The sequence below is a fragment of the Natrinema thermotolerans genome (assembly GCF_031165565.1).
GTDB classification, from domain to species: domain Archaea; phylum Halobacteriota; class Halobacteria; order Halobacteriales; family Natrialbaceae; genus Natrinema; species Natrinema thermotolerans.
The window spans coordinates 222755-241998 of record NZ_CP101873.1 but is presented as its reverse complement, the minus strand read 5'-3'; the positions used below and the strand labels follow the sequence as shown (position 1 = coordinate 241998).

Here is a 19244-nt window from a genome sequence, read left to right as displayed (position 1 = left end):
ATAGTGATACATTAGTTACGAGAGCGATGGTCAGTGAACCGAAACCTATCTGGGGGCGGCGATCCAAGGAACGGGCGATGGAACTCGGGCGGGTCCTCTTTCTCACCGGCGCGTTCGCGACCCACGCGCTGGTCGGCTCCGCGCTCGTCGGCGGGTTCACCGACGCCGATCGGCGACTCGGGATCGTCTTCGGACTCCTGCCGGACGCCGATTTCCTCTTCCCGGCGGCGGTCGGCTGGCCGTTCGTCCACCGCGGGATCACCCACACGCCGCTGTTCGCGCTGACCGTCGTCGTCGGCTGCTACGCGATCGTCCGCGAACGGGCCGTCGCGGCCGCGGTCGCGCTCGCGATCGGGTCGCATCTGGCGATCGACTCGCTCTCGCCGAAGGGCATCGAGTGGCTGTTCCCGCTGCGAACCGACTGGAGCCCCGGCCTCGCGGTCCACGGACCGGCCGCGACGCTCCTGCTCTGGACCGCCTCGATCGGCCTGCTCCTGTGGCGCGCCGACGGCCGCCCGTCGCTGCGGTGAGGTTGGGTTGCCGGCTGCCGGACTGTGCGGTCACCACACCGCGACCAGCAGCGACGCCGACAGCGCGGCCGTCCCCGCGAGCAGGAACCCGCGGTTGATACGTTCGTGCTTCGATTTGAACCACTCGAGGGTGACGTGGGCCCGCCACAGCGGCGCGAAGGGACTGATCCCCATCGGCGTCACGATGTCGCCCGCGAGGTGTGCGAGGATCCCGCAGGAGCCGACCAGAAAGCCGAACGCGAACGCGGCCGGCGTCGCGGGGACGGCGATCGCGGTTCCGACGCCGGCGACCAGCCCGACGAGAACCGCGAACCAGACGGTGTGGGTCGGCCCGCGGTGGCTGATCCGCGGCAGCGGTTGGTCGAGGTCAGGGAGGTTCGCGGCGGCGAGGGCGACGACTGCACCGACAAGCGCCAACTCGAGCGACCAGCGGCCGCTGACGACCGGAACGAACGGGGCATACAGCAAGGCGTTGAACCCGGCGTGGCCGTCACGATACATTCGGACGCCAGTCGGCGACCGACGGCTATGACGCTGTCGGAGACGGGGCAGCCGTCGACGGTCTTTCCGGTCAGCGTAGCGCTCGGACGCCGAGAGACGACACCGACAGCCCGCCGATCAGGACGGGCATCCAGTAGATCGCGCCCCGGAAGATGAGGACGGCGGCGGTGATGACCGAGGCCGGGATCCCGGTCGTGGGGACAAGCAGGGTGACGAACGCGGCCTCGATCCCGCCGAGCCCGCCCGGCAGGGGCGCGGCCCCCGCGAGGTTCGCGAGCGGGATGACGAACAGCAACACGTACGGCGGGACGGAGTAGCCGAGCGCGGCAAAGGCCGCCGTGAGCGCGGCCACCTGAAAGAGCCAGCCACACAGCGACAGGCCGACGACCGCCGCCAGCCGCCAGCGGTCCGTCGCCACGCGCTCGATGTTCTCGAAGAAGCGGTCGAGCCGGTCCGCGATGTCCGCCTCGAGCGTATCCGACTGGAACCGCTCGATACCGAGTTTCCCGAGGCGGGGCGCGATGATCCCGGGGAGGCGGTCGATGATCGTCTCGTGATATCGCCAGACCAGTCCCATCGCGACGACGATGCCGGCGATCAGGACGATCGCGGAACTGACGGCCGTCTCGAGCGTCTCGCCGAGTGCGGCGGTCGTCGCGTAGTAGCCGACGCCGACGAGGATCAGCGAGATCGATGGGACCACGTTCAGGACGTCGACGCTGGCGATGCCGACCAGCCCCGTCTCGTAGCGGGCGTCGGAGACCTTCGAGATGAGCAGGGCGGCGACCGGCTCGCCGCCGGCCTGGCCGAACGGGGTGACGTTGTTGGCGAAGACGGCACCCGAGTAAACGAGGAAGGACTTGCCCACCGGCACGTCGACGCCCAGGGCGGCGAGTACCGTCCGGAGCATCAGGCTCCAGGCGACCAGCCATCCCAGCGCGAACGCGAAGGTCGCGACGACCAGCGAAGGCTTCGCCGACAGCAGCGAATCGACGATATCACGCGCACCGACGGCGAAAAACAGGACTGCGAAGATCGCGATCGTCCCGACGGCGCCGACGAGAAACGCGCGTCGATTTCGCTCGTCCATGGCTGGTATGAATCGTCACCGAACTTGAAACGTCTGATCGACGTTCGCGACCGCTCGCTGTCGCGCGAGCTACCGTTCAATCGATTTATTGGGATGGAGGGAGGTGTCCCGGGTAATGGATACGACCTCCCAGTCGAACGTCCTCTTCGTCGTGCTGGATACGGTCCGGAAGGACCACCTCGAGCCCTACGGCTACGAGCGGTCGACGACGCCGGCACTCTCCCGGTTCGCCGAGGAAGCGACCGTCTTCGAGTCGGCGGTCGCCCCCGCCCCGTGGACCCTCCCGGTACACGCCTCGCTGTTTACCGGGCTCTACCCGAGCGAACACGGGGCCGATCAGGGAAGTCCGTACCTCGACGACGCCACGACGCTCGCGTCGTCGCTGTCGGCGGCCGGCTACGATACGGCCTGTTACTCCTCGAACGCCTGGATCACGCCCTATACGAGCCTGACCGACGGCTTCGACCGGCAGGACTCCTTCTTCGAGGTCCTGCCCGGCGACGTCCTCTCGGGGCCGCTGGCCAGCGCGTGGCAGGCCGTCAACGACAACGCCTACCTCCGCGAACTGGCGTCGTCGATCGTCCACATCGGGGCCAAGGCCCACGCCAAACTGGCAAGCGGCGAGGGGGCCGACTCGAAGACGCCGTCGGTCATCGACCGGACGAAGTCCTTCATCGACGAGAGCGACAGCGACGAGGGCTGGTTCGGCTTTATCAATCTGATGGACGCTCACCTGCCGTACTACCCGCCCGCGGAGTACCGCGAGGAGTTTGCACCGGGGGTCGACCCCAGTGAGGTCTGCCAGAACTCGAAGGAGTACAACTCCGGAGCCCGCGAGATCGACGACGCGGAGTTCGACGACATTCGCGGGCTTTACGACGCCGAGATCGCCCACATGGACGCCGAACTCGGCCGACTGTTCGACTGGCTGCGCGAGACAGACCAATGGGACGACACGACAGTCGTGGTCTGTGCCGACCACGGCGAACTCCACGGCGAACACGACCTCTACGGCCACGAGTTCGCCCTCTACGACCAGCTGATCAACGTCCCGCTGCTGGTCAAACACCCCGACCTCGAGGCCGACCGACGCGACGATCTCGTCGAGTTACTCGATTGCTACCATACGGTCCTCGACGCGGTTGGCGTCGATCCCGCAGCCACGGTCGGGACGACCGGCGACGATGCACCCGTTCCCCGCGACCCGACCCGGTCGCTGCTCTCGAGCGAGTACCGCACCTTCGAGGGCGCGAGCGAGCCCGACCCCGGCCAGCGGGCCGTCATCGAGGGCGACGCGGCGTCCGATGACGCCTCGAGCGACGACTACGCGTTCGTCGAGTACGCACAGCCGGTCATCGAACTCCACCACCTAGAGGAGAAAGCCAGCGAGGCGGGGATCGAGCTACCGGACGATCATCGCGCGTACTCGCGCCTGCGTGCGGCCCGCAGCACCGACGCCAAGTATGTCCGCGCGGATCGGATCCCCGACGAAGGGTACCGGCTCGACGAGGACCCGGCCGAGGAGTCGCCCATCGATCCCGACGACGATGCGGTCGTCGCGGCGACCGAGCGGGCGCTGGCCCGCTTCGAGGACGCGGTCGGCGGCGCGTGGGACGATCCCAGCGAGGCCGATCCCGACGAGGCCGACGCGCTGGCCGAAGCCGACGAGGAGACCCAGGAGCGACTGCGCGAACTCGGCTACCTCGAGTGACCGCTTCGGTCGCCGTCCGCAGCGGCGGACGATACGCGGACGTACAGTGACTGAAACACCGGAACTGACGGGTTACGGTGACTTTCCGGGAACCAATAAGAATACGTAGGTCGACTCGAAAGGTTGCCGCAACTAATGGAGGACCAGCACTTCCTCGAGTCCGATTGGGACTACTGTCTCGTGCTGGATGCGTGTCGGTACGACGTATTCAGCGAGGTATACGATGACTACCTCGACGGAACGCTGGAGAAACGATGGAGCGTCGGCTCGTCGACGCCGGAGTGGGCCTATCGGACCTTTCAGGACGATCACGACATCGCCTACTTCTCGGGGAACCCATTTATCAACGACTTGGGGATTCCGCTGAACGAACTCAAGTGGGGGGCCAGTTGCGACTACGAGTGGACGGCCTCCGACCACATCAGCGACATCCACGACGTCTGGAAGTCCGGCTGGGACGACGATCTCGGAACGGTGCCGCCGGACAGCCTCGCCGAGGCCTACTACGACAATCAGGACGCCGTCGAGCGGGCCGATCGAACGGTACTCCACTATATGCAGCCCCACGCGCCGTATCTCTCCCGCGGGAAGGGCCAGAAGCTCAAACAGATCCAGAAGGGCATCCGGAAACAGGAGGAAGCCGAACAGGGCGACGGCGACGCTGGCGGCGGCGCGCTCTCGTCGCTCGGGGACACGATCCGACCGAAAGTCGAGGACAAACTCGAGGGCAGCGAACTCGCCCAGAAGGCGGGACTCTGGCTCGAACTCGATCCGGCCGATCTCGTCAAGAACGGCACCCGGGAGGCGGCGCTGGAGCTGTACGAGGAGAACCTCCGTATCGCGCTGGAGTCGGTCGCCGAACTGATCCCGGAACTGGACGGCACGGTCATCGTGACCGCCGACCACGGCGAAGCGTTCGGGGAGGAAGGGGTCTGGGAACACCACATCGAGACGCACATCCCGCCGCTGATGGAGGTGCCCTGGCTCGAGGTCGAGTAGTCAGTGGGGACGATCGGCGAATCGGATCGGGAAACGAAGGGGACGACAGCCACAGGGAGTCGGGCATGAAGATCAGCCACTACTTCGAACTCGAAGACCACGTCACCGGGGGCATCAGCGAGTCCGTCGCCCACCAGCGGGCGATGCTCGACCAACTGGGGCTGCAGTACACGACCGAACCGACCCTCGAGGCCGACGTGTTTCACTGCAACCTCATGGGCCCGCGTTCGGTCTGGTACGCCCGGCGGGCCCGCTCGAAGGGGGTGCCGGTCGTCGCGAACACCCACGTCACCGCCGAGGACTTCGGCGACAGCTTTCGCTTCACGAACGCGCTCGCCAAACCGCTGAAACCGTACCTGCGGTGGGCCTACGGGCTGGCCGACGCTCTGGTCTGTCCCTCCGACTACAATCGGGAACTGATCGAGGACTACACCGACACCCCGACGACCGTCATCTCGAACGGCGTCGATCGCGGGAAACTCGAGGGATTCGAGTCCCTCGAGGCCGAGTACCGCGACCGATACGATCTCGAGTCGCCGACCGTCTTCCTGGTCGGCCACGTCATCAAGCGCAAGGGACTCGAGACGTTCGTCGAGCTGGCGCGACGGCTGCCCGACATGGACTTCGCGTGGTTCGGGCCGCTCGATCTCTCCCTGAAGGGCCGGGAGACGACGCAACTGATCGAGAACGCCCCGGACAACTGCACGTTCACCGGCTTCATCGACGACATCCGGGGGGCCTACGCGGCGGGCGATATCTTCTGTTTTCCGACCCACGAGGAAAACGAGGGGATCGCGCTGCTCGAGGCGATGGCCGCCGGCAAACCGGTGCTGGTCCGGGACATCGAGACGTTCTCGTGGCTCGAGGACGGCGCGGACTGTCTCAAGGCGTCGGGCGACGGCGTCGCGCCGTTCGTCGACGCCCTCGAGCGACTCCGGGATCCGGACCTCCGGGACCGACTCGGATCGAACGCGGCCGACCGCAGCGAGGCGTTCTCGCTCGAGGCGGTCGCGAACCAGTACCAGTCGCTGTACGCGGAGGTGGCAACATGAAGATCGGATTTTTCACGGACAGTTACTTTCCCGAGATCGACGGCGTAACGTATACGATCAAACTGTGGCGCGAGGAGTTAGAGCGGAAGGGACACGAGGTCTACGTCATTTATCCCGATGGCGACTACGACCCCGGCGAGCGCGAGGTTCCCGTCAAATCGGTGTCGAACCCGTTCTACCCCGGCTATCGGATTCCCCTCACTCGGCGGCCGTCGATGCTGCCCGATCTCGACGTCGTCCACTGTCATGGGCCGGCCCCTATCGGTCTGTTGGGTCGGTACTATGCCCGCAAACACGACCTGCCGTCGATCTATACGCACCACACCCCTCTCGAGGAGTACTTCCACCAGAACGTCAAGTTCGAGTCGGTCGCAAACGCCCTCTCGAAACTGTACGTCCCCTTCGAGAACGCCTTCCTCGAGGGATTCGACATCGTCACCGCCTCGACCGAGCGGATCGACCGGAACGTCGAACACGTCCAGCTCCCGGTCGGCATCGATATGGACTTTTTCCAGCGGACCGACGAAGACTGGTACCCCGACCGAACGGTGATCGGCTACAGCGGCCGGCTCAGTATGGAGAAAAACGTCAGCGAGATCCTCCGGGCCGCCGAGAAACTGCCCGAGTACGACTTCGTGATCGTCGGTGACGGGCCGTACAGGGCCCCCCTCGAGCGGGACGCCCCTGACAACGTCGAGGTCCGTGGATTCCTCCCGCGCGAGGACCTGCCGACCTTCTACTCCTCGATCGACGTCTTCCTGACCGCCTCGACCGCCGACACCCTCGGGCTCTCGACGCTCGAGGCCAACGCCTGTGGCACCCCCGTCGCGGCCACCGACGTGTTGCCGTTCGAGCAGACAATTGGCGCTGACAACGGCGAGCGGTTCGCCTACGGCGACCTCGAGGCGATGGTCGACGCCATCGAGACCTGTCTCGAGACCGACCGCGACACCCGTGCGGCGGTCGAACGCTACTCCGTCGAGTACACGATGGAACACTTAGAGCAGTTGTATCACAACGTGCCGCTGTCGAAAGACGAGTCGCCTGTCGACGCCGACGCGCCGTGGCGCTTCTCCGACGAAGAACGGAGCTAGCCGGGACACCCATCGCTTCGACCCGCACCCCTTTCGAGACCCGCCGAAATCGATCTCGGGCGGTCGGAGGACGTTCGGCTGATCCCAGACGGCGCGTTCGATACGACCCGGTCGTGACCGGCGATGGAACGGCCGTGATCGACACGATACTCGATCGGCTTCTCGAGGCCCACGATCGGGAAGGCCGAAGTGGCTGCCGCCGGTAGTGTCGTCCATGTTTACCGACGACCGGGACCGACCCGAGACGGGTGGTCGACCGTGACCGACGGCAGACTCTCACGCCTCCGACGCCGCCTCGACGCGGCGGTCCGGGAGCGACTCGAGGGGGTTCGCTGGTGGTACGCGCTGCGGTTCGGCGGTGCCCCGCGGTGTGCGGAATGTGGCGATGAGGCGGCCTGGATCGCCGAAACTGAGGGCGAGCCGCGCTGTTTCAAACACATCCCGAGCGAGGGGATGGCGGCCATCCGCGACGTCCGGCCGGCGGACTGTTTCACCGACTGGAGCGAGGATCACGGCGACGCCTGATCGCGGTCGTTTCGGCGGCCGATAGCGATACCGTGTCTACCCCGAGCCGTCGGATCACCGACACCGTGACGGCCACGACGAGGACGAGAACCACGGTGCCGCCGACGACGTTCGTGCCGATACCGACGTCTGGAAACTGGGATATCAGCTCGGATCCATCGTCTAGGAGCGGACAGTCGCTCGAGACACTATTTGCTAGGGGCCGGATCGCGTCGAAAAGACCGCAGAACCCGCCCGGATGGGCACAGGGGGACGGCCGCCGGGCGGAAACGGGACAAGATTGGGGTGGATGCTGATTGGATCGTCACTGTCGCGCGGGGAACGCGACGGTGAAGATGTTCGGCGAACTGATTATCAATCTCGTTCCGATTCCAAGGAACTCGGAATCGTCCCAGTGGCCACTGCAACTATCGTCCCCGCTCAGCGGTCCAAAGGCGTCGGCCATCACACTCGAGAGCAGGGACTACTCCGGACCGAACGCGTCTTGCAGCGGGATCACTCGGCTTCGACTCGTGTCTCCGTGAGAAGTATGTCCGGCTATCTGACGGCGTCGCTACTCACTCCGTTCGTAGCTGCGTTGTGAAAATGCCCGGGGAGGGCTCCGAACCCTCGATCTCCGCATGTCCCAGGTTCGAGGCTCGGCAGTCCTCTATGGGACACGGAGGCTTCCAAGGCGAAACCGCACCGAATCTCTGAACCCTATGAGTGCGGCGCTATGTCCAGCTAAGCCACCCGGGCTCAGTTACGGATAGTGCGGTCCGTTTCTTTAACCTTCTCATTCGAATCCGGCGTGCAACGTGGACCCACGGATTTATCACACGGTGTTACGAAGGGCGCGGCATGAGCGTTCCCGGCATCGTCGACGCTTCTCTCGATGGCGAGGAGATCGCGGCGCGAGTCTCTCTTGGCAGTGACGACGAACTCTTCATCACGCCGACGAGGACCATCGTCTACCGTGCCGACGGCCTCCTGAGCGACGAATCGGCCGACGAATACCCCCACGACGCCGACCGGCTGACCATCTCCGAGGGCCGGCGAAAGACCAAGTTCGCCCTCGAGTACGCCCTCGAGGGCGAGCGGGAATTCGCTGTTCCCGCGAAAAAGACCGACGACGTCCTCCACCCCGTACTGGCGGGCGTGTTAAACGGCAACGGGATCACCGATCCCGGCGAGACGGTCGTCAAGACCTACCGTTTCAGCGAACTGACGCTGATCGTCACGAGCGACCGTCTGGTCAAACACATCGGCGGCGCAGTCTGGGACGGCGACTACGAGGAGTATCGTTTCGAGGACGTGACGAACCTGACCTTCGAGGACGGCAGCGTCGCCACTCAGATCGTCCTGACGGTTGACGGCCGCCCACAGCGGATCAAGGCCCCCAACGAGGAGGCAAACGACCTCCGGGAACGGCTCCAGCGGGCGCTGTTCGACTACCACGACGTCGAGTCGCTCGAGGAGTTTAACCTGACCGTCGGTGACGACGAGGACGAGGCGGCAACCGACGAGGGATCGATGGACTTCGGCGGCGGGGTCGATCCGCTGGACGCCGATCCGCCCGAACCGGAGGACCGCGAGACGGCGGGGACCGGCGACGCCGGCGGGACCGGGTCGGCGGATCCCCTCGCCGACGGGGCGGCGGACGACGCCGCCGCGAGCGGGTCGGCGTCGACGGGGGCCGCGGCCGGCAGCGGATCGGCGGCCCAGTCGGCGACTCGCGGGGCGACCGGCGACGGGCGTGTCGACGCCGGCTCGTCGGAGCAAAGCCGTGCTGAAACCGGGTCGGTCTTCGAGTCGGCGAGCGACGCCGAGTCGGCCGCCGAGGCGACCGGGCAGACGCAGCGACCGCCGACCGAAACGGATCCCGAACTCCTCGAGCGGATCGAGTCCCTCGAGGCGGCGGTCGAACGGCAAAGCGAGATCATCGAGCGACAGGAGGAGACGATCGAGCAGTTGATCGCGGAACTCCGGCAGGGCCGTTAGTCGTCCCGGCCGGTCACTTTTCGGATACACGAGGAGCCGAAGGGGCCGAGTTCGCCCGCCTCGAGGTCGATGAAGTAGCCCGTCTTCAGCCCCGAGCCACAGCGCCGACACGAGAAGTCACCGTCTTTCGTGATGACGTCCCGCTCGAAGCGGACGTACTGACGGCTCTTGGGTCGGATGATTCCGTCCTCGCGTTCGATGATCCCGTGGAGTTCGGCCCGATCGAGGATCGTTCTGGTCACCGTCGGATCGGACGTGACCGTCTCGATCCGATCGACGGCGTCGGGCAGCGGCAACTGGTCGTGTTCGAGACGGGCCAACAGTGCGAGTCCGCGTTCGACGCGGTCGTCGTCGATCTCGACGTCCTCGAGCGGGTCCCCCTCGTTCGGCATTCGTCCGTGGTGACGGCTCGCAGCGAATAAACGTTGTTCCTCTCGGTCCCGCGGCTCTGCGCCTCCCGCGGGGGCAGTCGATCCCGTTCTCAGACCGTGGGAATCCGCCGGCCGTTGATACCGTCCGTTCCCTCCGTTCCAAGGGAAGACGGCACACGGACCGGGGGCGACCCCGGGAGTGACAGACACATGACTGGAACGAGCGTCGACGCGACCGACCAGCGGACGACCCGGAACGGTAAGCGCAACGCCGCTCCCGAGCGGGAGCGATCGGAGTGTCCGGAGTGTACCGGCCGGATCGCCGACGACGAGGAACGCGGCGAGCGAGCCTGTGTCGACTGCGGGCTCGTTCTCGATGCCGACGGGATCGATTACGGACCGGAGTGGCGACGCTTCGACGACGGCGACGACCGGCGTCGGGTCGGCGCGCCGGTCACGGCGCGCAAACACGACAAGGGCCTCAGCACGACGATCGGCTGGCAGGACGAGGACGCGTACGGGAACCGCATCTCGGGGCGGAAACGCCGCCGACTCCAGCGACTGCGGACCTGGAACGAACGGTTCACCTCGAAGAACGCCGGCGAACGGAACCTCAAACAGGCACTCGGCGAGATCGAGCGCATGGCGTCGGCGCTCGGCCTCCCGGACCCGTGTCGCGAGACGGCCGGCGTCATCTACCGCCGGGCGCTCGACGAAGAGCTGTTGCCGGGCCGGTCGATCGAGGCGATGGCGACGGCCTGTCTGTACGCGGCCGCCCGCCAGCAGGGCACCCCGCGGACGCTCGTCGCGTTCGCGTCGGTCAGCCGGGTCGAGAAACTGCCCGTCCAACGGGCCTATCGCTATCTCTCGAGCGAGCTGGGGCTCAAAATCGAGCCCGCCGACCCGATCCACTACCTCCCGCAGTACGCCTCCGAACTGGGCGTCGGCGACGAGACCGAACGCCTCGCCCGGAAGATCCTCGAGGCGGCAAAGGACCGGGACCTCCACAGCGGGCGGAGCCCGGCCGGACTGGCTGCGGCGGCGATCTACGGGGCGGGTCGGCTAACCGACGAGGGACTCACACAGGAACGGATCGGCGAGGAAACCGGTGTCAGCGGTGTCACGGTCCGGAACCGCTACCGCGAACTACTGGACGCCTACGGGGCGACCCGTGATCGATAGATGACCGGGAACGACCGCCCGGTTCTCGAGGTGCTGGCTGCAGACGGGCCGCTCGCTGTCGTCGATCTCGCCGCGGCGATCGACGCTCATCCGGTGACGGTCGATCACGTCTGTGACCGACTCTACGAGCGGGACGAGGTTCGACTGATCGGCGGCCAGCGGTACGAGATCACGGCCGCGGGTCGGCGGCGGCTCGCGGACGAGACGCCGGTCGCGACCGACCCGGACGTTCGGACGGGAACGGAAAGTCGTCCCTGACTGCTCGCGACAGCGGCCGGCGGTTGCAGTGTGTTCTCCGAGGACTCGAGCGAACGGGGAGCAGTGCCTCGAGACCGGCCGCGATCGGATCGGATCAGCCCTCGTAGCCCGCGTAGGACATGAGGTCGGCGAAGACGTCGGTGTCCATCGCGTCCCGGTAGACGATGCCGTTGACCATGCCGCCGGGGTAGGAGTCGCCGTTCATCGCGTGGTTGACCTTGTGACAGTGCATGAGGTAGATGCCGGGGTCGGCATTGGCCTCGAACTCGACGGTGTGACGTTCTGCAGGCGCGATGTTGGTGACGTCCTGTTCGTACTGAGCCGCCTCGGGGAGCTGGCCGCCGTCTTTCTCGATCAGCCGGAAGCGGTGGTTGTGCGTGTGCATCGGGTGAGACATGTAGCCCGCGTTGACCATGTGGAGGCGGACGGTGTCGCCGTGGTCGACGATGATCGGGGAGCCCTCCTCGGGGTGGAGCGTCCGCGGGAGGCTCTTGCCGTTGATCGTGAACACGTCGGGGTTGCGGTTCCGGGGACTGTAGTCGACGTCCTCGCCGGCGAACTGGCGGTTGACTCGCGAATCCCAGTCTTTCAGCGTGAAGAAGTACTCCTTGTCGGCGGGCTCGTACCCCTTCGGATCGACGCGGAAGATACCGTACATCCCCATGTCGATGTGGCGATGGGTCTGGTAGTGGCAGTGATAGAGGTGCGTTCCCGGGACGTTCGCGGGGATCGTGTAGGTGTGTTTCTCGCCGGGGTTGACCGTGATGCCCGTCGTCGTCGGGACGCCGTCGTTCTCCCAGGTCTTCTGTGCCCCGTGAAAGTGCAGCGTGTGCGGGTGATCGTTGCCCGTGTTGTCGAGGGTTACTTCGATGTCGTTGCCCTCCGTCGTCCGGAGGATCGGGCCGGGAACGCTGGGTTCGCCGTCGTCGGCCTTGAAGGCCCAGACCCGCGGCAGTTCTACCGGTCCGCCCATCGAGTCCATCGGGTGGACCGCGTGTTGGGCCGATACCGACTGCAGCGTCACGCTCCCGCCCTGCTCGTCGACCTGGACGACCTCCGGGGAACTCGTCCACGGCAGGTCGGGTTCCGACCCCGCGGACTTCGAGGACGGCTCCTCGGAGCCGGCGTCTCCCTGAGAGCCCCGGCCCACACAGCCGGCCATGCCGGTCAGTGCCGCCACGCCACCGGTTGCAGCAACGAATTCGCGTCGCGATAGCCCCAGTCCGGGTGCGCCGATTCGATCACTCATGACAGCTCGTGCTAAGAATAGCCGGCGTATAACGGGGTCAATCGGTTCTTACCGGCCGAGAAGACCCAGGAACATGTTCTCGTATGGTACTTAAATGGCGGTCCGTACCTACCCGCGGGCCACGGCCGGCCGAGAACCGGGACACGGCACGGGCCCGTCCCGCTATCGGTACGGCCCGCGACGCGCGGGACGGGTCCCGAGTTCGAGCGAGACGGACCGTTCGGTGCCGTCGCGGCGGACGGTCAGCTCGACGGTATCGCCCGGCCGCGTCTCGAGCGCGAGATAGCTCTCGAGGTCCTCTTTCGTCGCCAGTGCCGTCCCGTCGACGGCGAGAAGAACGTCACCGCCGACGGGCACGCGTCCCCGACCGGTGTACTCCGTTCCGGGACTCGGCTCGAGGACGCCGGCCGCCGGCCCGCCGCCGACGATATCGACGACGAGTAGCCCGCCGCGGTCCGCGAGGTCGTTCGCGGACGCGACGGCGGGCGTGACGTCGGTGAACGACGCGCCGAGAAACGAGTGGTCGTACGCCCCTTCTTCGACGAGGTCGGGGACGACGCGTTCGGTCAGTGCCGCGGAGATGCCGAAGCCGACGTTGTCCCCGCCGCCGGAGTTGATGACCGCGGCGACCGCGCCCTCCAGCGTCAGCAGCGGGCCGCCGCTGTTGCCCGGGTTGACCGCGGCGTCGGTCTGGATCGCATCGGGGATGCTGTAGCCGGTCGGTGCCGGGATCGACCGGTCGACGCCGCTGACGATCCCCGTCGTGATCGTTCCCTCGAGATCGAAGGGGTTGCCGATCGCGACGACCTCCCGACCGACGGCCGGCGGGTCGTCGACGAAGGGAAGCGGCGTCGCCGACGACGGCGGGTCCTCGACCGCGACGGCGGCCAGATCGCTGTGGGCGTCCGCGCCCGCGACCGACCCGGACCGCCACTGCCCGTCGGCGAATCGGACCTCGACGACACTCGCGGTTCCGACCACGTGGGCGTTCGTGACGACGTGGCTCTCGTCGAACGCGAACCCGGTCCCGCTCCCCTTCGGGGTCCGGATCTCGACGACCGAGTCGATCGCGTCCTCGTAGACGGTCCCGTACGCGTTGTCGGCTGCGGTCGCGGCCGTCGATTCGGTCGGATCCGGCGGCTCCGAATCCGCCGATCGGGCGAGACAGCCGGCGGTTCCTGCGACGACTGCACCACACGTTGCCGTGAGAAGCCGCCTGCGGGAGACGCTCGGCGTCATGGCTCCGTTCGAATATTTTGGCTCGAGCCACGTATATGTTGACCGACGGTAGAGTACGGAAACCGAACAGGACAGGTGAGCCGGTCCGAACGGGGTGTCTCAGCTGCTCACTCGACCCAGACCGTCTTCCGGTTGACGAACTCGAGCATGCCGTCGCGCGCGAGTTCGCGGCCGTAGCCCGACTCCCCGACGCCGCCGAAGGGCACCCGCGGATCGGATTTGACGAGTTGGTTGACGTAGACACAGCCCGCGTCGATCTCGCGGGCGAGCCGTCGGCCGCGCTCGCGGTCTTCCGTCCAGATGGTCGCCCCGAGGCCGAACTCGGTGTCGTTGGCTTTGGCGACGAGGGCGTCCTCGTCGTCGATCTCGTAGACCGCGGCGACCGGCCCGAACGTCTCCTCGCTGTCGGCCGGACAGCCCTCCGGAACGTCCGCGAGGATGGTCGGCGGATAGAACGCGCCCTCGCGGTCCAGCGGTTCGCCACCGGTGAGTAGCTCCGCACCGGCCGCGACGCTCGCTGCCACCTGTTCGTGGAGTTCGTCCATGAGGTCCGCCCGGGCCTGCGGGCCGATATCCGTCTCCTCGTCCGTCGGATCGCCGACGGTCAGCGACTCGACCTCGTCGACAAAGGCCTCGAGGAACTCGTCGTAGACGTCGGTGTGGACGAGGAATCGCTTGCCGGCGATGCAGGACTGACCGCCGTTCTGGTTGCGCGCCCACGCGCCGGTCTCGGCCGCGGCCTCGATATCGGCGTCGTCGAGAACGACGAACGGGTCGCTCCCGCCCAGCTCGAGGACGGACGTTTTGAGCTGGTCGCCCGCCGTCGAAGCCACGGCGCGACCGGCCGGACCGCTGCCGGTGACGGTCGCGGCTTTGACGCGGTCGTCCTCGATGACATCGTCGACAAGATCCGAGGAAATCAGCAGCGTCTGGAAGACGTCCTCGGGGTAGCCCGCCTTTCGGAACACGTCCTCGATCGCTTGCGCGCAGCCGGGGACGTTCGAGGCGTGCTTGAGCAGCCCGACGTTCCCCGACGTGAGATGGGGTGCCGCGAATCGGAACACCTGCCAGAACGGGAAGTTCCACGGCATCACCGCCAGGATCGGACCGAGCGGATCGTAGACCGTCTCGACCGACGAGCCCGGCGGGCTCGGGTGGCCGTCCGCCGAGAGGTAGGCGCTGCCGTGTTCGGCGTAGTGGTCACAGACCCAGGCACACTTCTCGACCTCGGCGACCGCCTGCGAGATCGGCTTCCCCATCTCCCGGGTCATCGTCTCGGCGTACTCGCGCTTGTTCTCGCGAAGCACGTCCCCTGCGGCCGCGAGCAGTTCCTCACGCTCGCGGATCGGTCGGTCACGCCACTCCTCGTAGGCCGCCGTCGCACGCTCGAGGGCGTCGTCGACATCGGATTCGGTATGCTCCTCGACCGTCCGCTCTCGCTCGCCGGTGGCCGGATTGATGACCTCCATACGGAACCCCATCATTACGCATTCAGTTTAACTTTTCGTAGGAAACAGGGATTCGGTTCAAATAAAATGTCTTGGGGCGTCATGGGTTCGACTGACGATCGACTCCACCACCGACAGCGCGCCGGCCGCGTCGTCGGTCGGGTCGAACCGATTCGTCCGGAGGTATAAGTCCACGACCCGTTTCGATTCGTATATGCCCGAAGTCACGTCGCTCGAGGGCCTCGACGATGCGCCCCACGCAGAAGTCTTCGACTTACAGACGCCACGAACCGTCCGTCTCGAGTTGACCGAGGATCAGCGTGTTCCCGAACACCGCCATCCGGAGTCGAACGTCGTCCTCCACCTGCTCGAGGGAGCCGTGGAACTCTCCCTCGGTGACGAGGTCTACGACCTCGAGCCGGGCGATATCGCTCGGTTCGACGGTGATCAGGACATTTCTCCGTACGCGCGCGAGGCGAGTACGGCACTGCTCGTTTTCGCCCCGAAGACCGATTAGCCCACCGTCGTCGCGACTCCTTTCGTCTGCCGGTAATCGCTCGCGAGCAACGCCTCGAGCCGTGCGACGATCGCCTCGCGGTCGCCGTCGGCCCACTCGCTTGGCTCCCTGATCGGAACGACCAGCACCCCTCGTCCGCGGATCTCGCTCGCGTGGAGCGCGCCCATCTCGAGGGGGTCGTCGTACCGACGGCGTTGGGTCGTGTACTCCCGGAGGACCCGGTCGGTCGCACGGGCACCGACCGGCAGGAGGATATGTGCGTTGATCGCGCGGAGTTCGGCGTCGAAAAACCGCTCGAGGTCGGCGTAGTCGTCGTCGGTCGGCGCTTCGTCCGCGGGCAGGCTACAGAGGTAGACGTAGCTCCAGAAACAGTTCTCGAGGACGGGGTCGTCCCGTGGGCCGCTCGCGAACCCGACCGCGCGAGCGACGTCCTGGACGGCGAGTCCGGCCGCAGTTTCGGTGAACGGGACCCCGGTCGTTTCGCCGCCATGGACGCCGGGGTAGTCGCCGATCACGTGGAAGTCGGCGTTGGCGTCGCCGTAGCCGAAGACGGCGGCCCGGTCCTCGGGATCGGAGCGATCGACCGGCGCACGCAGTCCGAACGGGTTGCTCGTCCTGTCCGTAACGTTTCGCACAGCCGTTCGGAGGCGATTCGCGATCAAAACCGCGTCGGTCGCGGCGAACGGGGCCGCCCGCCACCGGTCCCGTTCGCTACTGGGTACTCTCCGGGCCGGTATCGCCCTGTCCGCCGTTCGCGGGCGGATGGCGGTGGCTTTATGCCCCGTTGGCCGATCATGTCGCACATGTATCAGGTGGGCCACTACGGCGGTGCGCTCACGGCGTACGCACCGCTTGGCACCATCATCGCCGTGGGCGGCTACGGCGAGGTCGCGATCGTCGGCGGCCTCGTCTGTGTCGCGCTCTCGACGCTGCCGGACTACGATCACCGGCTCCCGCTGATCGACCACCGCGGACCGACCCATACGATCCCGTTCGCGCTGTTGGTCGGCATCGGCCTCGCGACGATCACCGGCGTCCTCGTCGACGCGCCCTCGGCCTTTGCCGACGTCGGATTCGTGACCTTCGCCTTCCTCGTCGGTTTCGTCTCGGTCGGCTCCCATCTGTTCGTCGACGCGCTGACGCCGATGGGCGTCCGCCCGTTCTGGCCCCTCTCGCGGCGACGGTACTCCCTCGAGGTGACGACCGCGGCGAACCCGGTCGCGAACTACGGACTGTTCGGACTGGGCCTCGGCTCGATTCTCACGGGGGCCGCAATCGTCGTGGTCGTGGGCTGATCGAACGGGAAAAGGGCGACGGCGTCCGTTCCTACCGGTCAGGGCGAGAGCGCGCCGGCGTCGTCCCCGGACGTATCCGCGGAGCGGGTAAGCACCAGTCCGGCGAGGAAGGTGACCAGCGAGACGGCCACCGCGACGAGGTACGGCACCTCGAGCGCGGGGTTGATCGCCTGCCGGCCGAAGAAGAGGACGGCGATCACGATCGGCGGTGCCGCGAGCAGCGGGACGACGGCGCGACCCGTCAGGCGGCGACGACCGACCATCGCGGCGACGATCGCCGCACCCAGCAGGACGAGCGTCACGCCGTACTGGGCCATCTGCATCGTCGGCGAGTAACTCGAGAGTTCCGAGCCGACGACGGGGCTGAGCGTGACGTGGACGGGTAGGGCGACGAGCCCCAGTACGAGCGCGGCGACGACGTGGCGGCTGGTCAGTCGGTGTGCCCACACGAGGACGGTCGCGACCAGAAACAGGGTGAAGATGGTGACGGCCGTCCAGAAGTGCAGCGAGAGGATATCCATCGTGTACGTGGTGACCGTCTCGCGACCGAGTGCGACCTGCACCGGCGTCAGGACCATCCCGAGGACGACCAGTCCGGCGACGTTTCGGTCGATATCGGGCAGTCGCCAGGCGGCGATCGCGGAGCCGATGATGGCGAAGCCGGCGAACATCGAGACGAAGCGGTGGAACCACTCGTAGAAACTCGGGAGGTTCGCTGGGAACAGGTTAAACGGTCCGGCGTCACACTGCGGCCAGTTGGCCTCGCAGGCCAGCCCGGAGCCCGTCGCCTTCGCGGCGATCCCCAGCAGGATCGTCGTCGCGACCAGCGCGAGCGTTACCGTCAGCAGGTGCGGGAAGCCGAACCGATCGATCAACGATCGAAACCTCGAGTCGGGCGTGTGATTATCGTACGACACGGTCTCTAGCGGCCGTTAGGACGGCCCCTACTTAGGTTGACCGAGTCGTCCGATTCGCTGGGAATCGGGGCGGGATACCGTTCTTGCGGCTCCCTCACGGGTCCCCGCAGACCGGCGTTCGCCGCATTCAAGACGCGGCCTCGCAAGCACCCGATATGGACAAACACGACCGGCTCGAGGCCCACCTCGAGTCCACCGGACTCGATTCGGTCTGGTTCGCTCGGCCGAACGCATTTGCATGGCTCACCGGCGGGAACAACGTCGTCGACCGCGAGGGCGACGCCGGCGTCGCCGCCGTCGGGTACGACGGCACCGCGATCACGCTCGTGGCGAACAACATCGAGGCCGATCGCATCGTCGCCGAGGAACTCCCCGACCTCGATGCCGACGCGGTGTCGGTCGTCGAGTTCCCCTGGCACGCGTCGTCGCTGGCCGCGGCGATCGCCGATCGCGTCGGCCCGGACGAACGGGCGGCCGCGGACATCGAGGTCCCGGGCCTCGAGCGCGTCGACCCGACCGCGCTGCGCCAGCCCCTGACCGAGCGCGACCGGGAGCGCTACCGCGACCTCGGCGAGGAGACGGCGGCCGCCGTCGAGTCGGTCTGCCGGGAGCTCCAGCGCAGCGATACGGAACACGAGGTCGCCTCGGCGCTGCGAGTCGCGCTGTCGGCCCGGAACATCGAGACGCCGGTGGTCCTCGTCGGCGGTGCCGAACGCGTCCAGCGCTACCGCCACTACACCCCGACCGAGGCCGAACTCGGCGACTACGTCCTCGTCTCCGTGACCGCCGAACGGGGCGGCCTCCACGCGAGCTGTACCCGAACCGTCGCGTTCGACCCGCCGGCCTGGCTCGAGGAGCGCCACAGAGCGGCCGCTCGCGTGGAGACGACGGCGCTGGCGGCGACGCAGGCGGCGGCCATCGATGGTGAGACCGACGGCAGCGGAACCACCGGCGGTACCGCAGGTGCCGTGTTCGCGGCCATACAGGACGCGTACGACGCGGTCGGCTACGAGGGCGAGTGGCGACATCACCACCAGGGCGGGGCCGCCGGCTTCGCCGGTCGGGAGTGGATCGCCACGCCCGGCCACGACGAGCCCGTCGAAGCGCCGATGGCTTACGCGTGGAACCCCACAGTACAGGGCGCGAAAAGCGAGGATACGGCGCTCGTCGCCGACGACGGGATCGACGTCCTGACGGCGACGGATCGCTGGCCAACCATGACCGCGACGGCGGTCGATCGGGATCTCGAACTCGAGCGGCCGGTCCCGCTCGTCCGCGAGGCGTAA

At 67.0% G+C, this 19244-nt stretch carries 20 protein-coding genes and 1 tRNA gene; 12 read left to right on the top strand and 9 right to left on the bottom strand.

Features of this window, described 5'->3' with window-relative positions; genetic code table 11:
• Positions 1–77 precede the first annotated feature (77 nt).
• Positions 78–530, top strand: a complete 453-nt coding sequence (locus tag NP511_RS01265) for a metal-dependent hydrolase (RefSeq protein ID WP_049966826.1) — start codon at positions 78–80, stop codon at positions 528–530.
• Between the two features lie 30 nt (positions 531–560).
• Here NP511_RS01265 and NP511_RS01260 read toward each other — a convergent pair whose 3' ends face one another.
• Both NP511_RS01260 and NP511_RS01255 read right to left on the bottom strand, forming a co-directional pair.
• Positions 561–1031 (bottom strand): metal-dependent hydrolase, encoded by a 471-nt coding sequence (locus NP511_RS01260; protein ID WP_049966825.1) that lies wholly within the window; start codon positions 1029–1031, stop codon positions 561–563.
• A gap of 70 nt (positions 1032–1101) precedes the next feature.
• The gene (locus tag NP511_RS01255; RefSeq protein ID WP_049966824.1) at positions 1102–2121 is read right to left on the bottom strand and encodes a lysylphosphatidylglycerol synthase transmembrane domain-containing protein; all 1020 of its coding nucleotides are present in this window, start codon (positions 2119–2121) and stop codon (positions 1102–1104) included.
• 115 nt (positions 2122–2236) lie between these two features.
• Between NP511_RS01255 and NP511_RS01250 the strand changes: the two genes are divergently transcribed.
• The 5 genes from NP511_RS01250 to NP511_RS01230 all read left to right on the top strand — a co-directional run bounded on the left by NP511_RS01250 (position 2237) and on the right by NP511_RS01230 (position 7502).
• Positions 2237–3832, top strand: a complete 1596-nt coding sequence (locus NP511_RS01250) for a sulfatase (RefSeq protein WP_049966823.1) — start codon at positions 2237–2239, stop codon at positions 3830–3832.
• A gap of 135 nt (positions 3833–3967) precedes the next feature.
• A complete protein-coding gene (locus NP511_RS01245) occupies positions 3968–4831 on the top strand; it encodes a hypothetical protein (protein WP_049966822.1) in 864 nt (287 codons plus the stop codon).
• A 65-nt stretch (positions 4832–4896) separates the two neighbouring features.
• The gene (locus tag NP511_RS01240) at positions 4897–5883 is read left to right on the top strand and encodes a glycosyltransferase family 4 protein (protein ID WP_049966821.1); all 987 of its coding nucleotides are present in this window, start codon (positions 4897–4899) and stop codon (positions 5881–5883) included.
• Positions 5880–6977: a glycosyltransferase gene (locus NP511_RS01235; protein ID WP_006651201.1), complete on the top strand. Its 1098-nt coding sequence runs from the start codon at positions 5880–5882 to the stop codon at positions 6975–6977. Before NP511_RS01240 ends, NP511_RS01235 begins: the two co-directional genes overlap by 4 nt.
• Positions 6978–7235: 258 nt before the next feature.
• Entirely contained in the window at positions 7236–7502 is a 267-nt protein-coding gene (locus NP511_RS01230) for a hypothetical protein (protein WP_006651200.1), read from the top strand.
• 586 nt (positions 7503–8088) lie between these two features.
• On the opposite strand, the gene NP511_RS01225 is transcribed toward NP511_RS01230, so the two are convergent.
• A tRNA-Met gene (locus tag NP511_RS01225) sits at positions 8089–8240 on the bottom strand.
• 102 nt (positions 8241–8342) lie between these two features.
• Here NP511_RS01225 and NP511_RS01220 point away from each other — a divergent pair.
• Positions 8343–9482 (top strand): DUF7115 domain-containing protein, encoded by a 1140-nt coding sequence (locus NP511_RS01220; RefSeq protein ID WP_049966820.1) that lies wholly within the window; start codon positions 8343–8345, stop codon positions 9480–9482.
• Here NP511_RS01220 and NP511_RS01215 read toward each other — a convergent pair.
• The gene (locus NP511_RS01215; RefSeq protein WP_049966819.1) at positions 9479–9874 is read right to left on the bottom strand and encodes a DUF5830 family protein; all 396 of its coding nucleotides are present in this window, start codon (positions 9872–9874) and stop codon (positions 9479–9481) included. The genes NP511_RS01220 and NP511_RS01215 overlap by 4 nt on opposite strands.
• Before the next feature lie 189 nt (positions 9875–10063).
• On the opposite strand from NP511_RS01215, the gene NP511_RS01210 reads away from it, so the two are divergent.
• Both NP511_RS01210 and NP511_RS01205 read left to right on the top strand, forming a co-directional pair.
• Positions 10064–11035 carry a transcription initiation factor IIB gene (locus tag NP511_RS01210; protein ID WP_049966818.1) on the top strand — a complete coding sequence of 324 codons (972 nt, stop codon included), beginning with the start codon at positions 10064–10066 and terminating at the stop codon, positions 11033–11035.
• The gene (locus NP511_RS01205; RefSeq protein WP_049966817.1) at positions 11036–11293 is read left to right on the top strand and encodes a hypothetical protein; all 258 of its coding nucleotides are present in this window, start codon (positions 11036–11038) and stop codon (positions 11291–11293) included. It begins immediately after the preceding gene.
• A 94-nt stretch (positions 11294–11387) separates the two neighbouring features.
• Here NP511_RS01205 and NP511_RS01200 read toward each other — a convergent pair whose 3' ends face one another.
• The 3 genes from NP511_RS01200 to NP511_RS01190 all read right to left on the bottom strand — a co-directional run bounded on the left by NP511_RS01200 (position 11388) and on the right by NP511_RS01190 (position 15250).
• Positions 11388–12542: a multicopper oxidase domain-containing protein gene (locus NP511_RS01200; RefSeq protein WP_049966816.1), complete on the bottom strand. Its 1155-nt coding sequence runs from the start codon at positions 12540–12542 to the stop codon at positions 11388–11390.
• A gap of 162 nt (positions 12543–12704) precedes the next feature.
• Positions 12705–13781 (bottom strand): S1C family serine protease, encoded by a 1077-nt coding sequence (locus NP511_RS01195; protein ID WP_049966815.1) that lies wholly within the window; start codon positions 13779–13781, stop codon positions 12705–12707.
• A 107-nt stretch (positions 13782–13888) separates the two neighbouring features.
• The gene (locus NP511_RS01190; RefSeq protein ID WP_049966814.1) at positions 13889–15250 is read right to left on the bottom strand and encodes an NAD-dependent succinate-semialdehyde dehydrogenase; all 1362 of its coding nucleotides are present in this window, start codon (positions 15248–15250) and stop codon (positions 13889–13891) included.
• A gap of 193 nt (positions 15251–15443) precedes the next feature.
• Between NP511_RS01190 and NP511_RS01185 the strand changes: the two genes are divergently transcribed.
• Positions 15444–15746 carry a cupin domain-containing protein gene (locus NP511_RS01185; RefSeq protein ID WP_049966813.1) on the top strand — a complete coding sequence of 101 codons (303 nt, stop codon included), beginning with the start codon at positions 15444–15446 and terminating at the stop codon, positions 15744–15746.
• On the opposite strand, the gene NP511_RS01180 is transcribed toward NP511_RS01185, so the two are convergent.
• On the bottom strand, positions 15743–16381 hold the full coding sequence (locus NP511_RS01180) for a uracil-DNA glycosylase family protein (protein ID WP_049906049.1): 639 nt from the start codon (positions 16379–16381) through the stop codon (positions 15743–15745). The genes NP511_RS01185 and NP511_RS01180 overlap by 4 nt on opposite strands.
• Before the next feature lie 168 nt (positions 16382–16549).
• On the opposite strand from NP511_RS01180, the gene NP511_RS01175 reads away from it, so the two are divergent.
• Positions 16550–17041, top strand: coding sequence for a metal-dependent hydrolase (locus NP511_RS01175; protein ID WP_049966812.1), 492 nt, complete (start codon positions 16550–16552; stop codon positions 17039–17041).
• A 38-nt stretch (positions 17042–17079) separates the two neighbouring features.
• On the opposite strand, the gene NP511_RS01170 is transcribed toward NP511_RS01175, so the two are convergent.
• Entirely contained in the window at positions 17080–17958 is an 879-nt protein-coding gene (locus NP511_RS01170; RefSeq protein ID WP_049966811.1) for a COX15/CtaA family protein, read from the bottom strand.
• Between the two features lie 155 nt (positions 17959–18113).
• On the opposite strand from NP511_RS01170, the gene NP511_RS01165 reads away from it, so the two are divergent.
• The gene (locus NP511_RS01165) at positions 18114–19244 is read left to right on the top strand and encodes a M24 family metallopeptidase (RefSeq protein WP_049966810.1); all 1131 of its coding nucleotides are present in this window, start codon (positions 18114–18116) and stop codon (positions 19242–19244) included.